Annotated in this window: 15 protein-coding genes; 1 reads left to right on the top strand and 14 read right to left on the bottom strand. The window is 69.5% G+C overall.

Features of this window, described 5'->3' with window-relative positions:
* Window positions 1–77 precede the first annotated feature (77 nt).
* Genes nuoN through ACFWEP_RS05950 form a run of 14 tightly spaced genes read right to left on the bottom strand, consistent with a single transcriptional unit; the run spans window position 78 to window position 16,267 of the window.
* A complete protein-coding gene (gene nuoN / locus ACFWEP_RS06015) occupies window positions 78–1,742 on the bottom strand; it encodes an NADH-quinone oxidoreductase subunit NuoN (protein WP_387366209.1) in 1,665 nt (554 codons plus the stop codon).
* Complete coding sequence (locus ACFWEP_RS06010) at window positions 1,739–3,310, bottom strand: NADH-quinone oxidoreductase subunit M (RefSeq protein WP_387366207.1); 1,572 nt, start codon at window positions 3,308–3,310, stop codon at window positions 1,739–1,741. Before ACFWEP_RS06010 ends, nuoN begins: the two co-directional genes overlap by 4 nt.
* 5 nt (window positions 3,311–3,315) lie before the next feature.
* Window positions 3,316–5,211, bottom strand: a complete 1,896-nt coding sequence (nuoL, locus tag ACFWEP_RS06005) for an NADH-quinone oxidoreductase subunit L (protein WP_387366204.1) — start codon at window positions 5,209–5,211, stop codon at window positions 3,316–3,318.
* An 11-nt stretch (window positions 5,212–5,222) separates the two neighbouring features.
* Complete coding sequence (gene nuoK, locus ACFWEP_RS06000) at window positions 5,223–5,522, bottom strand: NADH-quinone oxidoreductase subunit NuoK (RefSeq protein WP_024493678.1); 300 nt, start codon at window positions 5,520–5,522, stop codon at window positions 5,223–5,225.
* Complete coding sequence (locus ACFWEP_RS05995) at window positions 5,519–6,400, bottom strand: NADH-quinone oxidoreductase subunit J (RefSeq protein ID WP_387366200.1); 882 nt, start codon at window positions 6,398–6,400, stop codon at window positions 5,519–5,521. Before ACFWEP_RS05995 ends, nuoK begins: the two co-directional genes overlap by 4 nt.
* A complete protein-coding gene (gene nuoI, locus ACFWEP_RS05990; protein ID WP_387366198.1) occupies window positions 6,397–7,104 on the bottom strand; it encodes an NADH-quinone oxidoreductase subunit NuoI in 708 nt (235 codons plus the stop codon). Before nuoI ends, ACFWEP_RS05995 begins: the two co-directional genes overlap by 4 nt.
* Complete coding sequence (gene nuoH, locus ACFWEP_RS05985; protein ID WP_387366195.1) at window positions 7,097–8,500, bottom strand: NADH-quinone oxidoreductase subunit NuoH; 1,404 nt, start codon at window positions 8,498–8,500, stop codon at window positions 7,097–7,099. Before nuoH ends, nuoI begins: the two co-directional genes overlap by 8 nt.
* On the bottom strand, window positions 8,497–11,004 hold the full coding sequence (locus ACFWEP_RS05980; RefSeq protein ID WP_387366192.1) for an NADH-quinone oxidoreductase subunit G: 2,508 nt from the start codon (window positions 11,002–11,004) through the stop codon (window positions 8,497–8,499). Before ACFWEP_RS05980 ends, nuoH begins: the two co-directional genes overlap by 4 nt.
* Entirely contained in the window at window positions 11,001–12,383 is a 1,383-nt protein-coding gene (gene nuoF / locus ACFWEP_RS05975) for an NADH-quinone oxidoreductase subunit NuoF (RefSeq protein WP_266705402.1), read from the bottom strand. The genes ACFWEP_RS05980 and nuoF overlap by 4 nt, the downstream gene beginning before the upstream one ends.
* Window positions 12,383–13,204, bottom strand: coding sequence for an NADH-quinone oxidoreductase subunit NuoE (gene nuoE / locus ACFWEP_RS05970; RefSeq protein WP_387366256.1), 822 nt, complete (start codon window positions 13,202–13,204; stop codon window positions 12,383–12,385). The genes nuoF and nuoE overlap by 1 nt, the downstream gene beginning before the upstream one ends.
* Window positions 13,205–13,230: 26 nt before the next feature.
* Window positions 13,231–14,553: an NADH-quinone oxidoreductase subunit D gene (locus tag ACFWEP_RS05965; protein WP_387366189.1), complete on the bottom strand. Its 1,323-nt coding sequence runs from the start codon at window positions 14,551–14,553 to the stop codon at window positions 13,231–13,233.
* Window positions 14,553–15,341 carry an NADH-quinone oxidoreductase subunit C gene (locus ACFWEP_RS05960; protein ID WP_387366186.1) on the bottom strand — a complete coding sequence of 263 codons (789 nt, stop codon included), beginning with the start codon at window positions 15,339–15,341 and terminating at the stop codon, window positions 14,553–14,555. The genes ACFWEP_RS05965 and ACFWEP_RS05960 overlap by 1 nt, the downstream gene beginning before the upstream one ends.
* A complete protein-coding gene (locus tag ACFWEP_RS05955; protein WP_069171248.1) occupies window positions 15,338–15,892 on the bottom strand; it encodes an NADH-quinone oxidoreductase subunit B family protein in 555 nt (184 codons plus the stop codon). Before ACFWEP_RS05955 ends, ACFWEP_RS05960 begins: the two co-directional genes overlap by 4 nt.
* 15 nt (window positions 15,893–15,907) lie before the next feature.
* Window positions 15,908–16,267 carry an NADH-quinone oxidoreductase subunit A gene (locus ACFWEP_RS05950; protein WP_266705409.1) on the bottom strand — a complete coding sequence of 120 codons (360 nt, stop codon included), beginning with the start codon at window positions 16,265–16,267 and terminating at the stop codon, window positions 15,908–15,910.
* A gap of 971 nt (window positions 16,268–17,238) precedes the next feature.
* On the opposite strand from ACFWEP_RS05950, the gene ACFWEP_RS05945 reads away from it, so the two are divergent.
* Complete coding sequence (locus ACFWEP_RS05945; protein WP_387366183.1) at window positions 17,239–18,093, top strand: C40 family peptidase; 855 nt, start codon at window positions 17,239–17,241, stop codon at window positions 18,091–18,093.
* The last annotated feature ends 144 nt before the right edge of the window (window positions 18,094–18,237 follow it).

Here is an 18,237-nt window from a genome sequence, read left to right as displayed (position 1 = left end):
CGACAACGCCGGACGGGCTTGACTCCAGCCCGTCCGGCGTTGGGGGAACGGCGTGTGCACCACGCCGCCACGCACCGCTACCGCACGAAGATCCCCGCCTGGCTCGCCAGGTCCAGGAAGTACTGCGGGGCGAGGCCGAGCACCAGGGTGACCGCGACACCGATGCCGATGGTGGTCATCGTCAGCGGGGACGGGACGGCGACCGTGGGGCCGTCCGCCTTCGGCTCTTGGAAGAACATCAGGACGATGACCCGGATGTAGAAGAACGCGGCGATCGCCGAGGAGATCACACCGACCACGACGAGTCCGCCCGCACCGCCGTCCGCCGCCGCCTTGAACACGGCGAACTTGCCGGAGAAACCGGAGGTGAGCGGGATACCGGCGAAGGCCAGCAGGAACACCGCGAAGACGGCGGCGGTCAGCGGGGAGCGCCGGCCGAGCCCGGCCCACTTCGACAGGTGGGTCGCCTCGCCGCCCGCGTCCCGCACCAGGGTGACGACGGCGAAGGCGCCGACCGTCACGAAGGAGTAGGCGACGAGGTAGAAGAGGACCGAGGAGATGCCCTCCGGGGTGGTCGCGATGACACCGGCGAGGATGAACCCGGCGTGCGCGATCGAGGAGTAGGCGAGCAGCCGCTTGATGTCGGTCTGGGTGATCGCGACGATCGCGCCGCCCAGCATGGTGACGATGGACACGCCCCACATGACCGGCCGCCAGTCCCAGGCGAGGCCGGGGAGCACGACGTACAGCAGGCGGAGCAGCGCGCCGAACGCGGCGACCTTGGTGGCGGCGGCCATGAACCCGGTGACCGGGGTCGGTGCGCCCTGGTAGACGTCCGGGGTCCACATGTGGAACGGCACCGCGCCGACCTTGAAGAGCAGTCCCATCAGGATCATCGCGCCGCCGATGAGGAGCAGCGCGTCGTTGCCCATGGTGGAGGCGAGGGCGGGGTCGATCTCGGTGACCGAGCCGTCGACGACGCTCGCGATGGTGGCGTACGAGACGGAGCCCGCGTAGCCGTAGAGGAGGGCGATCCCGAAGAGGAGGAACGCCGAGGAGAACGCGCCGAGCAGGAAGTACTTCACCGCGGCCTCCTGCGACATCAGCCGCTTGCGGCGGGCGAGGGCGCAGAGGAGGTAGAGCGGCAGGGAGAAGACTTCGAGCGCGACGAAGAGGGTCAGCAGGTCGTTGGCGGCCGGGAAGACCAGCATGCCCGCGACGGCGAAGAGGAGGAGCGGGAACACCTCGGTGGTGGTGAACCCGGCCCGGACCGCCTGCTTCTCGCTGTCGCTGCCCGGGACGGACCCGGCCTGGGCGACGAAGGAGTCGACCCGGTTGCCGTGCGGGGCGGGGTCGAGCCGCCGCTCGGCGAAGGTGAAGACCGCGACGATCGAGGCCAGCAGGATGGTGCCCTGCAGGAAGAGCGCCGGGCCGTCCACCGCGACGGCGCCCATCGCGGCGATGTGGGCCTTGGTCGTGCCGTATCCGCCGGCGGCGAGCCCGACGACCGAGGCGAACGCGGCGGCCAGGGCGACGACGGTGAGGAGGACCTGCGTGAGGTACCGGCCCCGGCGGGGCACGAAGGCCTCCGCCAGGACGCCGAGCACCGCGGCGCCGACCACGATCAGGACGGGCGCGAGTTGGGCGTACTCGATGGTGGGGGCCGTGAACTTCACGTCCGGGGCGGCCGTTGTCACCCCGCTCGCCACGGTCCACATGCTGTGGACAGCTGTTGCGCTCACTTGGCGGCCTCCACCTCGGGCTGGGGGTCCTGCTTCTGTACGTCGGACATGGTGTGCTCCACCGCCGGGTCGACGATCTCGGTGAGCGGCTTCGGGAAGACGCCCAGGAAGATCAGCAGTGCGATCAGCGGTACGACCACCGCCAGTTCGCGGACCCGCAGGTCCGGCATGCCCTGGACGGTGGCCTTCACCGGGCCGGTCATGGTGCGCTGGTAGAGCACCAGGACGTAGAGCGCGGCGAGCACGATGCCGGTGGTGGCGATGATCCCGACCACCGGGTAGGCGCTGAACACCCCGACCAGGACGAGGAACTCGCTGACGAAGGGGGCGAGTCCGGGCAGCGAGAGGGTGGCGAGGCCGCCGATCAGGAAGGTGCCCGCGAGGATCGGGGCGACCTTCTGGACTCCGCCGTAGTCGGCGATGAGACGGGAGCCGCGCCGGGTGATGAGGAATCCGGCGACCAGCATCAGGGCGGCGGTCGAGATGCCGTGGTTGACCATGTAGAGCGTGGCGCCCGACTGGCCCTGGCTGGTCATCGCGAAGATGCCCAGGATGATGAAGCCGAAGTGGGAGATCGACGCGTAGGCGATCAGCCGCTTGATGTCGCGCTGGCCGACCGCGAGGAGCGCGCCGTACACGATGGAGACCAGAGCGAGGACGAGGATCACCGGGGTGGCCCACTTGCTGGCCTCCGGGAAGAGCTGGAGGCAGAAGCGGAGCATCGCGAAGGTGCCGACCTTGTCGACGATCGCGGTGATCAGCACGGCGACGGGTGCGGTCGCCTCGCCCATGGCGTTGGGCAGCCAGGTGTGCAGCGGCCAGAGCGGGGCCTTCACCGCGAAGGCGAAGAAGAACCCGAGGAAGAGCCACCGCTCGGTGCTGGTCGCCATCTCCAGCGAACCGTTCGCGCGGGCCTCGGCGATCTCGGAGAGCGAGAAGCTTCCGGCGACGGCGTACAGCCCGATGACGGCCGCCAGCATGATGAGGCCGCCGACGAGGTTGTAGAGGAGGAACTTCACCGCGGCGTACGAGCGCTGGGCCGAGGCGTTCTCGTCGGTGCCCGCGTGGGCCCGGTCCCCGAAGCCGCCGATGAGGAAGTACATCGGGATGAGCATGGCTTCGAAGAGGATGTAGAAGAGGAAGACGTCGGTGGCCTCGAAGGAGAGGATCACCATCGCCTCCACCATCAGGATCAGGGCGAAGAAGCCCTGGGTGGGGCGCCACCGGGAGGACTGGGTCTCCAGGGGGTCGGCGTCGTGCCAGCCGGCCAGGATCACGAACGGGATGAGCAGCGCGGTGAGCGCGAGGAGCGCCACCCCGATGCCGTCCACGCCGAGTTCGTACCGGACGCCGAAGTCGGCGATCCAGGCGTGCGACTCGGTGAGCTGGTAGCGGTCGCCGCCGGGCTCGAAGCGTACGAACACGATCGCCGCGAGCACCAGGGTGGCCAGCGAGACGAGCAGCGCCAGCCATTTCGCGGCGGTGCGCCGCTGGGCCGGGACGGCGGCGGTGGCGATGGCGCCGATCGCCGGGAGTGCCGCCGTCGCTGTCAGGAGGGGAAAGGACATGGTGATCAGACCGCCCTCATCAGCAGGGTCGCGGCGATGAGGACCGCCGTACCGCCGAACATCGAGACCGCGTAGGAGCGGGCGTAGCCGTTCTGCAGTTTCCGCAGTCGGCCGGAGAGCCCGCCGACCGAGGCGGCCGTACCGTTGACGACGCCGTCGACCAGCGAGTGGTCGACGTACACCAGGGAGCGGGTGAGGTGCTCGCCGCCGCGGACCAGGACCACGTGGTTGAAGTCGTCCTGGAGGAGGTCGCGGCGGGCGGCCCGGGTGAGCAGCGAGCCGCGCGGGGCGACGGCGGGCACCGGCCTGCGGCCGTACATGGCCCAGGCGATGGCGACACCGATGACGAGCACCACCATGGTGGCGCCGGTGACGGTGCTGGCGCCGACCGGGGAGTCCCCGTGGTCGTGGCCGGTCACCGGCTCCAGCCAGTGCAGGAACCGGTCGCCGATGGAGAAGAAGCCGCCCGCGAAGACCGAGCCGAAGGCGAGCACGATCATGGGGATCGTCATCGACTTCGGGGACTCGTGCGGGTGCGGCTCGTGGCCTTCCGCGTCCGGCTGCCAGCGCTTCTCGCCGAAGAAGGTCATCAGCATCACGCGGGTCATGTAGAACGCGGTGATCGCGGCGCCCAGCAGGGTCACGGCGCCGAGGATCCAGCCCTCGGTGCCGCCCTTGGCGAAGGCCGCTTCGATGATCTTGTCCTTGGAGAAGAACCCGGAGAGGCCGGGGAAGCCGATGATGGCGAGGTAGCCGAGGCCGAAGGTGAGGAAGGTGACCGGCATGTACTTCCGCAGGCCGCCGAACTTCCTCATGTCGACCTCGTCGTTCATGCCGTGCATGACCGAGCCGGCGCCGAGGAAGAGTCCGGCCTTGAAGAAGCCGTGCGTCACCAGGTGCATGATCGCGAAGACGTAGCCGATGGGGCCGAGGCCCGCGGCGAGGATCATGTAGCCGATCTGCGACATCGTCGAGCCGGCCAGCGCCTTCTTGATGTCGTCCTTGGCGCAACCGACGATCGCACCGAAGAGGAGCGTGACCGCTCCGACGACGGTGACGACGAGCTGGGCGTCCGGGGCGGCGTTGAAGATCGCGCCGGAGCGGACGATGAGGTACACACCGGCGGTGACCATGGTCGCGGCGTGGATGAGGGCGGAGACCGGGGTCGGGCCCTCCATCGCGTCGCCGAGCCAGGACTGGAGGGGCACCTGGGCGGACTTGCCGCAGGCGGCCAGCAGCAGCATCAGGCCGATCGCGGTGAGCTTGCCCTCGCTGGTGTCGCCGGTCGCTCCGAGCACCGGCCCGAAGGCGAAGGTGCCGAAGGTGGTGAACATCAGCATGATCGCGATGGAGAGGCCCATGTCGCCGACCCGGTTGACCAGGAAGGCCTTCTTGGCCGCGGTCGCCGCGCTGGGCTTGTGCTGCCAGAAGCCGATGAGGAGGTACGAGGCGAGGCCGACGCCCTCCCATCCGACGTACAGCAGCAGGTAGTTGTCGGCGAGGACCAGGATGAGCATCGCCGCGACGAAGAGGTTGAGATAGCCGAAGAAGCGACGACGGCGTTCGTCGTGCTCCATGTAGCCGATCGAGTAGATGTGGATCAGGGTGCCCACACTGGTGATCAGCAGGACGAAGGTCATCGACAGCTGGTCGAGCTGGAAGGCGACGTCGGCCTGGAAGCCCTCCACCGGAATCCAGCTGAACAGCTTCTGGTGCAGCAGGCGTTCTTCGGCGCCCTTGCCGAGCATGTCGGCGAAGAGCGCCACGGCCAGGACGAACGACACCCCGGCCAGCAGGGTGCCGAGCCAGTGTCCGGCCCGGTCGAGCCGGCGGCCCCCGCACAGCAGGACGGCCGCTCCGAGCAGGGGCGCCGCGATGAGCAGCGCGATCAGGTTCTCCACGATTCAGCCCCTCACAGCTTCATCAGGCTGGCGTCGTCGACCGAGGCCGAATGGCGGGAGCGGAACAGCGACACGATGATCGCCAGCCCGACGACGACTTCCGCGGCGGCGACGACCATCGTGAAGAACGCGATGATCTGGCCGTCGAGGTTGCCGTGCATGCGGGAGAAGGTGACGAAGGCGAGGTTGCAGGCGTTGAGCATCAGCTCCACGCACATGAACACCACGATCGCGTTCCGCCGGATCAGCACCCCACTGGCGCCGATGGTGAACAGCAGGGCTGCCAGGTAGAGGTAGTTGACGGGATTCACTGGGTGTCCTCCCCGTTCCCGGCGCGGTCGCCCTGCCGCCCCGAGCGCGTGGAAGCGCCCCGGGCGGTGAGGGCGGTGGAGCGGCCGAGCCGCTCACCGGACCGCTGTTCCAGTGCCTTGAGGTCGGCGAGCGCCTCCTCGGAGACGTCGCGGATCTGGCCGCGGTCGCGCAGGGTGCGCATCACGGTCAGCTCGGACGGGGTGCCGTCGGGGAGCAGGCCGGCGATGTCCACGGCGTTGTGCCGGGCGTAGACACCGGGGGCGGGCAGCGGCGGCAGGTGGTTCGAGCGGACCCGGGCCTCGGACATCTCCCGCTGGTTGAGGGCGCGTTCGGTGCGCTCCTTGTGGGTGAGCACCATCGCTCCGACCGTCGCGGTGATGAGGAGGGCGCCGGTGATCTCGAACGCGAAGACGTACTTGGTGAAGATGAGGTTGGCGAGTCCCTCGACGTTCCCCCCGTGCACGGCGTTGGCGGTGCCGAGGCCGTTGAAGCTGTTCAGGGAGGCGTTGCCGATGCCGGCGACGAGCAGCACACCGAAGCCGAGGCCGCATCCGGCGGCCAGCCAGCGCTGGCCCTTGAGGGTCTCCTTCAGCGAGTCCGCGGCGGTGACGCCGACGAGCATCACGACGAAGAGGAAGAGCATCATGATCGCGCCGGTGTACACGACGACCTGCACGATGCCGAGGAAGTAGGCGCCGTTGGCGAGGTAGAAGACCGCCAGCACGATCATGGTCCCGGCGAGGGAGAGCGCGCTGTGCACGGCCCGCCTCATCAGGACGGTGGAGAGGGCGCCGAGCACGGCGACCGTACCGAGGATCCAGAACTGCACGGCCTCGCCGGTCGAGGTGGTGGAGGCCGCTGCCGCCAGAGCGCTCATGCGTCCGCTCCCCTCTGCCCGTGCGAACCGTGGGTGGGTGAGCCGTGGCCGTGCTCGTGGGACGCCGCCGAAGCGGCGGCGGACGCCGGCACCACGGCGTCCTCGTCGACGTCGGACTCCGGCTTCTCCCCCTTGGACACCGCGAGCTGGCGCTCGGTACCGGGAGCGGCCTCGGTCACCAGGCCTCGGTAGTAGTCCTGTTCGTCCATACCGGGGAAGATCGCGTGCGGGCTGTCGACCATGCCCTCCTCCAGCCCCGCGAGCAGCTCGTCCTTGGTGTAGATGAGGCTGGCGCGGGTGGTGTTGGCGAGCTCGAACTCGTTGGTCATCGTGAGCGCCCGGGTGGGGCACGCCTCGATGCAGAGACCGCAGAGAATGCAGCGCGCGTAGTTGATCTGGTAGACGCGGCCGTACCGTTCGCCCGGGGAGTAGCGCTCCTCGTCGGTGTTGTCCGCGCCTTCGACGTAGATGGCGTCGGCGGGACAGGCCCAGGCGCACAGCTCGCACCCGACGCACTTCTCCAGGCCGTCCGGGTGCCGGTTGAGCTGGTGACGGCCGTGGAAGCGCGGCGCCGTCACCTTCGGCGTCTCCGGGTACTGCTCCGTGAGCCGCTTCTTGAACATGGCCTTGAAGGTCACGCCGAACCCGGCCACGGGGTTCTGGAACTTCTCCCCCGAGGAGTTCGGGGGTTGTGGCTCAGACACGGTCGGCCTCCTTTCCGTCACTCACACTGTCGTCACTCTGAGTATCGGGGCCACCACTGACAACGAGCTCCCGAGTGCGGCGCGGGGTGCGCCGGGGCACGGGCGGCAGGGTCTGTCCGGGCAGCGGCGGTACGGGGAATCCGCCCGCCATCGGGTCGAATTCGGGCGGCGGGCCCGCCTTCGCCTCCTCCTCGCGGCCCTTGCGGTCGCGGACGGCGTCGGCGACGAAGGAGATCAGCAGCACCGCGATCACGGCGCCCGCGACGTACAGCACGATCCTGGAGAAGTCGTAGCCCTCGTTGTTCAGGGCGCGCACGGTGGCGACCAGCATCAGCCAGACCACGGAGACCGGGATGAGGACCTTCCAGCCGAGCTTCATCAGCTGGTCGTAGCGGACGCGGGGCAGCGAGCCGCGGAGCCAGATGAAGAAGAAGAGGAGTACCTGCACCTTGACGACGAACCAGAGCATCGGCCACCAGCCGTGGTTCGCGCCCTCCCAGAAAGTGCTGATCGGGTACGGGGCCCGCCAGCCGCCCAGGAAGAGGGTCGCGGAGACCGCGGAGACCGTCACCATGTTCACGTACTCGGCGAGCATGAACATCGCGAACTTGATCGACGAGTACTCGGTGTTGAAGCCGCCGACGAGGTCGCCCTCGGACTCCGGCATGTCGAACGGGGCGCGGTTCGTCTCGCCGACCATGGTGACGATGTAGATGATGAACGAGACCGGCAGCAGGATGATGAACCAGCGGTCGGCCTGCGCCTCCACGATCTTCGAGGTCGACATCGACCCGGAGTAGAGGAAGACCGAGGCGAACGCGGCGCCCATCGCGATCTCGTAGCTGATCATCTGGGCGCAGGACCGGAGCCCGCCGAGGAGCGGGTAGGTCGAGCCGGAGGACCAGCCGGCGAGGACGATGCCGTAGATGCCGACCGAGGCCACCGCGAGGATGTAGAGCATCGCGATCGGCAGGTCGGTGAGCTGCATCGTCGTGCGGTGGCCGAAGATCGACACCTCGTTGCCGGACGGGCCGAACGGGATCACGGCGATCGCCATGAACGCCGGGATGGCCGCGACGATCGGCGCGAGGATGTAGACGACCCGGTCGGCGCGCTTGACGATCAGGTCTTCCTTCAGCATCAGCTTGACGCCGTCGGCGAGCGACTGGAGCAGCCCCCAGGGGCCGTTCCGGTTGGGGCCGATGCGCAGCTGCATCCAGGCGACGACCTTGCGCTCCCAGATGATCGCGAAGAGCACGGTCACCATCAGGAACGCGAAGCAGAAGACCGCCTTGACGACGACCAGCCACCAGGGGTCGGTGCCGAACATCGAGAGGTCCTCGGCGGCCAGCGGGGCGCCGCCGGGGGCCGTGGCCAGGTGAGCGAGGCTGTTCACGCTCGCACCTCCGGTGAGTCTGCGGGGGCTGCGGTGGTGGCGGCGCCGATCCGGACCAGGCCGCCGGGGCGGGCGCCGGTCTGCGCCGGGACGCCACGTCCGGTGGAGTTGAGCGGTACCCAGACCACCCGGTCCGGCATCTCGGTGATCCGCAGCGGGAGTTCGACGCTGCCGGCCGGTCCGGTGACGGCGAGCAGGTCGCCGTCCTTCACCCCGGTCTCGGCAGCGGTGTGCGCCGAGAGCCGGGCGACGGCGGCGTGCCGGGTACCGGCCAGTGCCTCGTCGCCCTCCTGGAGGCGGCCCAGGTCGAGCAGCATGCGGTGGCCGGCGAGGATCGCCTCGCCGTCGCCGGGCCGGGGCAGCGGGCGGCCGATCTCCCTCGGCGTGCTCGCGTACCCGCCGGTCCAGCCGCCGAGCCGGTCGAGTTCGCGGCGGGCGGCGGCGAGGTCGGGCAGCCCGAGGTGGACATCGAGCGCGTCGGCCAGCATGTGCAGCACCCGGCCGTCGGTCGGCGCGAGGGTACGGGTCATCTGCTCGGGCTTCAGCGCCGCCTGGAACATCCTGGCGCGGCCTTCCCAGTTGAGGAAGGTGCCGGACTTCTCGGCGACGGCGGCCACGGGCAGCACCACGTCGGCACGGTCGGTGACCTCGCTGGGCCGCAGCTCCAGCGAGACGAGGAAGCCGACCTCGTCCAGTGCTGCCAGTGCGGCGGCCGGGTCCGGCAGGTCGCGGGGTTCGACGCCCGCGACGAGCAGGGCGCCGAGTTCGCCGGTGGCGGCGGCGCCGAGGATCTGGCTTGTGTCGCGGCCGTGGCGGGCCGGAAGGTCGGCGAGGCCCCAGAGGGCGGCGACCTCCTGGCGGGCGCGCGGGTCGGTGGCCGGGCGGCCCCCGGGCAGCAGGGTCGGAAGGGCCCCGGCCTCCAGTGCCCCGCGCTCCCCGGCCCGGCGCGGAATCCACACCAGGTCGGCGCCGGTGGCGGTGGCGGTGCGCAGGACGGCGGTCAGCGCGCCGGGGACCCCGGCGAGCCGTTCGCCGACGACGATGACGGAGTTCTCGCCGCGCAGCGCTTCGGCGGCGGCCGCTCCGGCCTCGTCGAGCCCGACGCCTCCGGCGAGCGCGTCCAGCCACTCGGTCTCGGTACCGGGGGCGGCCGGCAACAGGGTGCCGCCCGCTTTCTCCAGTCCGCGGGTGGCGTGCGAGGCGAGGGCCCAGGTCCGCTGGCCGTGCTTGCGGTGGGCCTTGCGGAGCCGGAGGAAGACGCCGGGCGCCTCCTCCTCGGACTCGAATCCGGCGAGCAGGACCGCCGACGCGCCCTCCAGCGAGGTGTAGGTGGTTCCCTCGCCGTCCAGGTCGTGGCCGCGTCCGGCGACGCGGGCGGCCAGGAAGTCGGCCTCCTCGCCGCTGTGGACCCGGGCCCGGAAGTCGATGTCGTTGGTGTCCAGGGCGACCCGCGCGAACTTGCTGTACGCGTAGGCGTCCTCGACGGTGAGGCGGCCTCCGGTCAGCACCCCGGCCCGGCCGCGTGCCGCGCCGAGTCCCGCGGCGGCGGCGGCGAGCGCCTCCGGCCAGGAGGCCGGTTCGAGGACGCCTTCGGCGTTGCGGACCAGCGGGGTGGTGAGCCGGTCGCGCTGCTGGGCGTAGCGGAAGCCGAAGCGTCCCTTGTCGCACAGCCACTCTTCGTTGACCTCGGGGTCGTTGTCCGCGAGGCGGCGCATGACCTTGCCGCGCCGGTGGTCGGTGCGGGTGGCGCAGCCGCCCGCACAGTGCTCGCAGACCGAGGGCGAGGAGACCAGGTCGAAGGGGCGCGAGCGGAAGCGGTACGCCGCCGAGGTGAGCGCACCGACCGGGCAGATCTGGATGGTGTTGCCGGAGAAGTACGACTCGAAGGGGTCGCCCTCGCCGATGCCGACCTGCTGGAGCGCGCCGCGCTCGATCAGCTCGATCATCGGATCGCCGGCCACCTGGTTGGAGAACCGGGTGCAGCGTGCGCAGAGCACGCAGCGTTCGCGGTCCAGCAGCACCTGGGTGGAGATCGGGACGGGCTTCTCGTACGTCCGCTTCCGGCCTTCGAACCGGGATTCGGCTTCGCCGTGCGACATCGCCTGGTTCTGGAGCGGGCATTCGCCGCCCTTGTCGCAGACCGGGCAGTCCAGCGGGTGGTTGATGAGCAGCAGCTCCATCACACCCTTCTGGGCCTTCTCGGCGACGGGCGAGGTGAGCTGCGACTTGACGACCATGCCGTCGGTGCAGGTGATGGTGCAGGAGGCCATCGGCTTGCGCTGGCCCTCCACCTCGACGATGCACTGGCGGCAGGCGCCGGCGGGGTCGAGGAGCGGGTGGTCGCAGAACCGCGGGATCTCGATGCCGAGTTCCTCGGCGGCGCGGATGACCAAGGTCCCCTTGGGGACGCTGGTCTCGATGCCGTCGATGGTCAGCGTGACGAGGTCTTCGGGCGGTACGGCCGCCTGTCCGCCCCCGGAGGGCGCACTCGTGGTGACTGTCATGCGTTCACCCCCCGGTGAGCGTCTCGGTCGTCCTGGTCGTCGGCGTCGTCGGCCCAGAGGGTCGACTTCGCGGGGTCGAAGGGGCAGCCCTTGCCGGTGATGTGCTGCTCGTACTCGTCGCGGAAGTACTTCAGCGACGAGAAGATCGGCGAGGCGGCTCCGTCGCCCAGCGCGCAGAAGGACTTGCCGTTGATGTTGTCGGCGATGTCGCCCAGCTTGTCGAGGTCGCCGGGGCGGCCCTTGCCCGCCTCGATGTCGCGGAGCAACTGGACGAGCCAGTAGGTGCCTTCGCGGCACGGCGTGCACTTGCCGCAGGACTCGTGGGCGTAGAACTCGGTCCACCGGGTGACGGCCCGCACCACGCAGGTCGTCTCGTCGAAGCACTGGAGCGCCTTGGTGCCGAGCATGGAGCCGGCGGCGCCGACGCCCTCGTAGTCGAGGGGGACGTCGAGGTGTTCGTCGGTGAACATCGGGGTGGAAGAGCCGCCCGGGGTCCAGAACTTGAGGCGGTGCCCGGCGCGGATGCCGCCGCTCATGTCGAGCAGCTGGCGGAGCGTGATGCCGAGCGGGGCCTCGTACTGGCCGGGGCCGGTGACGTGGCCGCTGAGCGAGTAGAGCGTGAAGCCCGGGGACTTCTCGCTGCCCATCGACTTGAACCAGTCCTTGCCGCGCTGGAGGATCGCGGGAACCGAGGCGATGGACTCCACGTTGTTCACCACGGTGGGGCAGGCGTACAGACCGGCGACCGCGGGGAAGGGGGGCCGCAGCCGGGGCTGGCCGCGCCGTCCTTCGAGGGAGTCCAGCAGCGCTGTCTCCTCGCCGCAGATGTACGCCCCGGCGCCCGCGTGCACGGTCAGTTCGAGGTCGAGCCCCGGGCCGAGCGCGTCCTTGCCGAGGTAGCCGGCCGCGTACGCCTCGCGGACGGCTTCGTGCAGCCGTCGCAGGACGGGGACGACCTCGCCGCGCAGGTAGATGAAGGCGTGCGAGGAGCGGATCGCGTAGCAGGCGATCACGATGCCCTCGATGAGGCTGTGCGGGTTGGCGAAGAGGAGCGGGATGTCCTTGCAGGTGCCGGGCTCCGACTCGTCGGCGTTGACGACGAGGTAGTGCGGTTTGCCGTCGCCCTGCGGGATGAACTGCCACTTCATCCCGGTGGGGAAGCCGGCGCCGCCGCGTCCGCGCAGACCGGAGTCCTTGACGTACGCGATGAGGTCGTCGGGCGACATGGCGAGCGCCTTGCGCAGGCCCTCGTACCCGTCGTGGCGGCGGTAGCTCTCCAGCGTCCACGGTTCCGCTTCGTCCCAGTGGGCGGAGAGGACCGGGGCGAGGAGCTTCTCTGGGCTGGTCCCGTTCCTGTCGATCTCGGCGGCCAAGGTCATCACTCCCCCTCCTCGGCTGCGGGTCCGGCCGGGTGGTCCGGGTCGGAGGCCGATGTCTGCTGCGGTGCGTCGTGCGAGCTGAGGTGCTCGGACGGCGAGGGATCGTGCGGCCGGCCCGCGGGGACGTCCCGGCGTTGGGAGACGACCCGGCGGCCCGGGGCGGCTTCGCCCTTGGCGAGGCGGAGCCCGGCCAGCGAGGCGTGTCCGGCGCCGCCGCTCGCGGCGACCGCACCGGGGCGCTCGTCGGGGAACCCGGCGAGGATGCGGGCGGTCTCCTTGTACGAGCAGATCGGGGCGCCCCGGGTGGGTTCGACGGTCCGCCCGGCGATGAGGTCGTCGACGAGCTTCGTCGCGCTCTCCGGGGTCTGGTTGTCGAAGAACTCCCAGTTCACCATCACGACGGGTGCGAAGTCGCAGGCCGCGTTGCACTCGATGTGTTCGAGCGTGACCTTGCCGTCGTCGGTGGTCTCGTCGTTGCCGACGCCCAGGTGCGTCTTGAGCCGGTCGAAGATGGCGTCGCCGCCCATGACCGCGCAGAGGGTGTTGGTGCAGACGCCCACCTGGTAGTCGCCGCTCGGCTTGCGCCGGTACATCGTGTAGAAGGTCGCGACCGCCGTGACCTCCGCCGTGGTGAGCCCGAGGAGTTCGGCGCAGAGGGCCATGCCCGTACGGGAGACGTACCCCTCCTCGGACTGGACGAGGTGGAGCAGCGGCAGCAGCGCGGACCGGCTGTCGGGGTAGCGGGCGATCACCTCCCGCGCGTCGCTTTCGAGCCTGGCCCGTACGTCGTCGGGGTAGGCGGGGGCGGGGAGTTGCGGCATCCCCAGACTGACCTCTTGGTTCGCGGTCACCGGTCGACGCCTCCCATCACGGGGTCGATGGACGCGACGGCGACGATGACGTCGGCGACCTGGCCGCCCTCGCACATCGCCGCCATGGCCTGAAGGTTGGTGAAGGACGGGTCCCGGAAGTGGACCCGGTAGGGGCGGGTGCCACCGTCGGAGACGACGTGCACGCCGAGTTCGCCCTTGGGCGATTCGACGGCGACGTACGCCTGTCCGGCGGGGACCCGGAACCCCTCGGTCACCAGCTTGAAGTGGTGGATCAGGGCCTCCATGGAGGTGCCCATGATCTTCTTGATGTGTTCGAGCGAGTTGCCGAGTCCGTCCGGTCCGAGCGCGAGCTGCGCGGGCCAGGCGATCTTCTTGTCGGCGACCATGACCGGTCCGGGGGCCAGCCGGTCAAGGCACTGCTCGACGATCCGCAGCGACTGGCGCATCTCTTCCAGGCGGATGAGGAAGCGGCCGTAGGAGTCGCAGGTGTCGGCGGTCGGTACGTCGAAGTCGTACGTCTCGTAGCCGCAGTACGGGTCGGTCTTGCGCAGGTCGTGCGGGAGGCCGGCGGACCGGAGGACCGGGCCGGTGGCGCCGAGCGCGACGCAGCCGGTGAGGTCGAGGTAGCCGACGTCCTCCATGCGCGCCTTGAAGATCGGGTTGCCGGTGGCGAGCTTGTCGTACTCCGGCAGATTCCGCTTCATGGTGGTGATGAAGGAGCGGATCTGGTCGATCGCGCCCGGCGGCAGGTCCTGGGCGAGGCCGCCGGGGCGGACGAACGCGTGGTTCATCCGGAGCCCGGTGATCAGCTCGAAGAGGTCCAGGATCAGTTCACGGTCGCGGAACCCGTAGATCATGATCGTGGTGGAGCCGAGCTCCATGCCGCCGGTGGCGATGCACACGAGGTGCGAGGAGATCCGGTTCAGCTCCATCAGCAGGACCCGGAGCACGGTCGCACGGTCGGGGATCTGGTCCTCGATGCCGAGGAGCTTCTCGACGGCGAGGCAGTACGCCGTCTCGTTGAAGAACGGCGTCAGGTAGTCCATGCGCGTGACGAACGTGGTGCCCTGCGTCCAGTTCCGGAATTCGAGGTTCTTCTCGATGCCGGTGTGGAGGTAGCCGATGCCGCAGCGGGCCTCGGTGACGGTCTCACCGTCGATCTCCAGGATCAGTCGCAGCACGCCGTGCGTGGACGGGTGCTGGGGCCCCATGTTGACGATGATGCGTTCGTCGTCGGACTTCACGGCCGCCTCGACGACCTCGTCCCAGTCGCCGCCGGTGACTGTATATACAGTCCCCTCGGTCGTGTCGCGGGGCGTTGCGTGGGAAGTGGTCATCAGGAGTACGACCTCCGCTGGTCCGGAGCCGGGATCTGGGCGCCCTTGTACTCGACGGCGATGCCGCCGAGCGGGTAGTCCTTGCGCTGCGGGAAGCCCTGCCAGTCGTCCGGCATCATGATCCGGGTGAGCGCGGGGTGCCCGTCGAAGACGAGCCCGAAGAAGTCGTACGCCTCGCGCTCGTGCCAGTCGTTGGTCGGGTAGACCGCGACCAGCGAGGGGACGTGCGGGTCGCTGTCGGGCGCGGACACCTCCAGCCGGATCAGCCGGCCGTGGGTGAGGGACCGCAGGTGGTACACGGCGTGCAGCTCGCGGCCCTTGTCGTCGAGGAAGTGGACCCCGCTGACGCCGGTGCAGAGCTCGAAGCGGAGCGCCGGGTCGTCGCGCAGGGTGCGGGCCACGGTCACCAGGTGCTCGCGCGCGATGTGGAAGGTCAGTTCGCCCCGGTCGACCACGGTCCGCTCGATGACGTTCTCGGGGACGAGCCCTCGCTCCTCCAGAGCGCCTTCGAGCTCGTCGGCCACCTCGTCGAACCAGCCGCCGTACGGGCGGGGGCTCGCGTGCGGCAGCCGTACCGTCCGGACGAGCCCGCCGTAACCGGAGGTGTCGCCGCCGTTGTTGGCGCCGAACATCCCCTTCCGCACCCGGATGACCTCGCCGCCGTCACTGCGGGGGGCGGGAAGGGCGCTGCCGTCCGCGTCGCTCCGGCCGTTCGCGGGGTTCTGGCCGTCGGCGCCGTTCTTGCCGTCGGCGGCGGCGCCGTTGCCGCCGCTGGGGTTGTCGCTCACCGGAGGAGCCCCTTCATCTCGATCAGGGGGAGCGCGTTGAGCGCCGCCTCCTCCGCCTCACGGGCGGCTTCCTCCGCGTTGACCCCGAGCTTGGAGCCCTGGATCTTCTGGTGGAGTTTGAGGATGGCGTCGATCAGCATCTCGGGACGCGGCGGGCACCCCGGCAAATAGATATCTACGGGGACAATGTGGTCAACACCCTGAACAATGGCGTAATTGTTGAACATACCGCCTGACGATGCACAAACCCCCATGGAAATGACCCACTTGGGGCTCGGCATCTGGTCGTAGACCTGCCGCAGCACGGGCGCCATCTTCTGGCTGACCCGCCCGGCGACGATCATCAGGTCCGCCTGGCGTGGCGATCCGCGGAAGACCTCCATCCCGAAGCGGGCGAGGTCGTACCGCCCGGCTCCGGTCGTCATCATCTCGATGGCGCAACAGGCAAGGCCGAAGGTGGCGGGGAAGACGGAAGACTTCCGTACCCATCCGGCGGCCTGCTCGACAGTGGTCAGTACGAAGCCACTTGGCAGTTTCTCTTCGAGTCCCATGTGCCCCTCAGCCCCTCAGTCCCATTCCAGGCCGCCGCGCCGCCACACGTACGCGTAGGCGACGAAGACGGTGAGCACGAAGAGCAGCATCTCCACGAGCCCGAACATCCCCAGGGCGTCGAAGGTGACGGCCCAGGGATAGAGGAAGACGATCTCGATGTCGAAGACGATGAAAAGCATCGCCGTCAGGTAGTACTTGATGGGGAAGCGACCGCCTCCGGCGGGAGTCGGAGTGGGTTCGATACCGCACTCGTACGCTTCGAGCTTTGCCCGGTTGTAGCGCTTGGGGCCGATAAGCGTGGCCATGACCACGGAGAAGATCGCAAACCCTGCCCCGAGGGCGCCGAGCACGAGGATGGGCGCGTAGGCATTCACGCTCCTCGCTCCTTCCAGTCGTCCTTGACCGTTGGACCGCATCGGGCGACCGGCTCCCCGCCTCACCAAGATCGTGCACATGTGAGGCAGTTCACAAGCCCGACTGCCCCGCATACTATGCCCGCCGTCCTGTGATCTGCGACACGGGGTACACCAACGCCTTTGTGATCTCCACCACCTGACGAACGATCATGAAGTCGGATGAGCGGAGATGTTCACACAAGAAGGGGCCAAGTGATCACGAGTGGTGACATTCGAAGGTGTTACCGCTGGTCAACGCCCTGGCGCTCTATCAACCGATGCCCGCCGCGCGCAAATTGGAGATGGACGGACAGGGGTGATATAGGGATTCGCCGGATTCGATGCCACCCGGACGAGCGATTGCGCGGAACGATGTGGACATCGCGGCGGAATGGCGAACTTCCGGGCACACGGGGCACGGAGAGGTGTCGGGCGGGGCGGCCCGCGACCGCCCGGACGACCGCTCGGGCGATCGGTCGGGCGACTCTGTGAACGGAGGCACGAGCGACGAGCCGTCCGCGCGGCACCCCCCGAAGGTGCGCGGGGAGGGTCGGCCGGGGGCCCGTCCGGATGCCCGACCGGACATCCGGCCGGGTGTGCGCGACCCGCCGGCCGAAGAGTGCGGGACGAGCGTCGGGCGAGCGGGGCGCCTACGCAGGACGCCCGCGCGCGGTTGCCCTTCACAGTCGGCACACACGGTGACCTGCATCACGCCGAACTCGACGAGAATCAAGTGGGCTTGGCCATCGACGTGAACGGATGGTAAGTGACGGGCAATTCGGGCGTATTGCCGAAACCCCGTGATCACGGCGTTATGAACCCATGTCCATTTCGTCCGTTACGTCGTCAATAAAGGTTCCACAGAAGCGGATTCTCATATTCCGGACGTAACTGTGTCGCAACACACGTTTCTTGATGGGACCCCTACAGCCCTGATAGCGCTAGTACCCATGTCCCACACCGCTCACATACCCAGCCACCGGAAGCCCCGCCAGCGTTCGTCCAGGACGACGCTGCGGGCCGGAGTTGCCGGTGGCGTGCTCAGCACCATCGCGGTCGCAGGCGCTGCCGGCCCCGCGCAGGCCGAGCCGGTGACCCAGACCATCGAGATGCCCACCCTCACGGCCAGGCTCTCCACCACCGTCGCCGCCTCCGTGCAGGCCACGCAGCAGGTCGCCCTCGACCTCGAAACGCGTGCGTCCGAGGACGCCGCGGCCGAGAGCGCTTCGAAGACCGCCGCCAAGGCCAAGGCCGAGGCCGTCCGCAAGGCCGAAGCCAAGAAGAAGGCCGAAGCGGCCGCGAAGGCGGAGGCCGAGGAGAAGGCGGAGGCTGCCGAACGCGCCTCCCGCAGCTCCGCGCGCACTACGCTCAGCGCTTCCTCCGGCTCCTCCGGCTCCTCCGCCACCGCGACGACCACCGCCGCCACCTCGTCGTCCTCGTCGAGCGTCTCCGGCTCCGCCGCCGCGGTGGTCGCCTTCGCCAAGGCGCAGATCGGCGACGCGTACGTCTCCGGCGGCACCGGCCCGAACTCGTGGGACTGCTCGGGCCTCGTCCAGGCCGCGTACGCCTCGGTCGGCGTCAGCCTGCCGCGCGTCTCGCAGGACCAGTCGGTGGCCGGTACGCAGGTCTCGCTGAGCAACCTCCAGCCCGGCGACATCCTCTACTGGGGCGGCGCGGGCAGCGCCTACCACGTGGCGATCTACGTGGGCGACGGCCAGTTCGTCGGCGCGCAGAACTCCAGCACCGGTACGGTCCAGCGCGACCTCTCCTACGACCAGCCGACGGGCGCGGTCCGGGTTCTCTGATCGCACCGACCGCCTGAACGATTCGGCACGGGTCGCCCCACGCGTGGAAAGCGCCCGCGCCGAGTACGTTCACTGATTCACAAGCTCGCTCGCGGTTCGCCGTCGGTCGTGCGCGGCCAAGGGCCGCCCCTCCCCGCTCGGGAG

Origin of the sequence: Streptomyces sp. NPDC060198 (assembly GCF_042728415.1) — a bacterium.
In the GTDB taxonomy this organism is placed as follows: Bacteria; Actinomycetota; Actinomycetes; order Streptomycetales; family Streptomycetaceae; genus Streptomyces.
The sequence above is the reverse complement of the archived record's forward strand: the minus strand, read 5'-3'. Positions and strand labels throughout refer to the sequence as shown.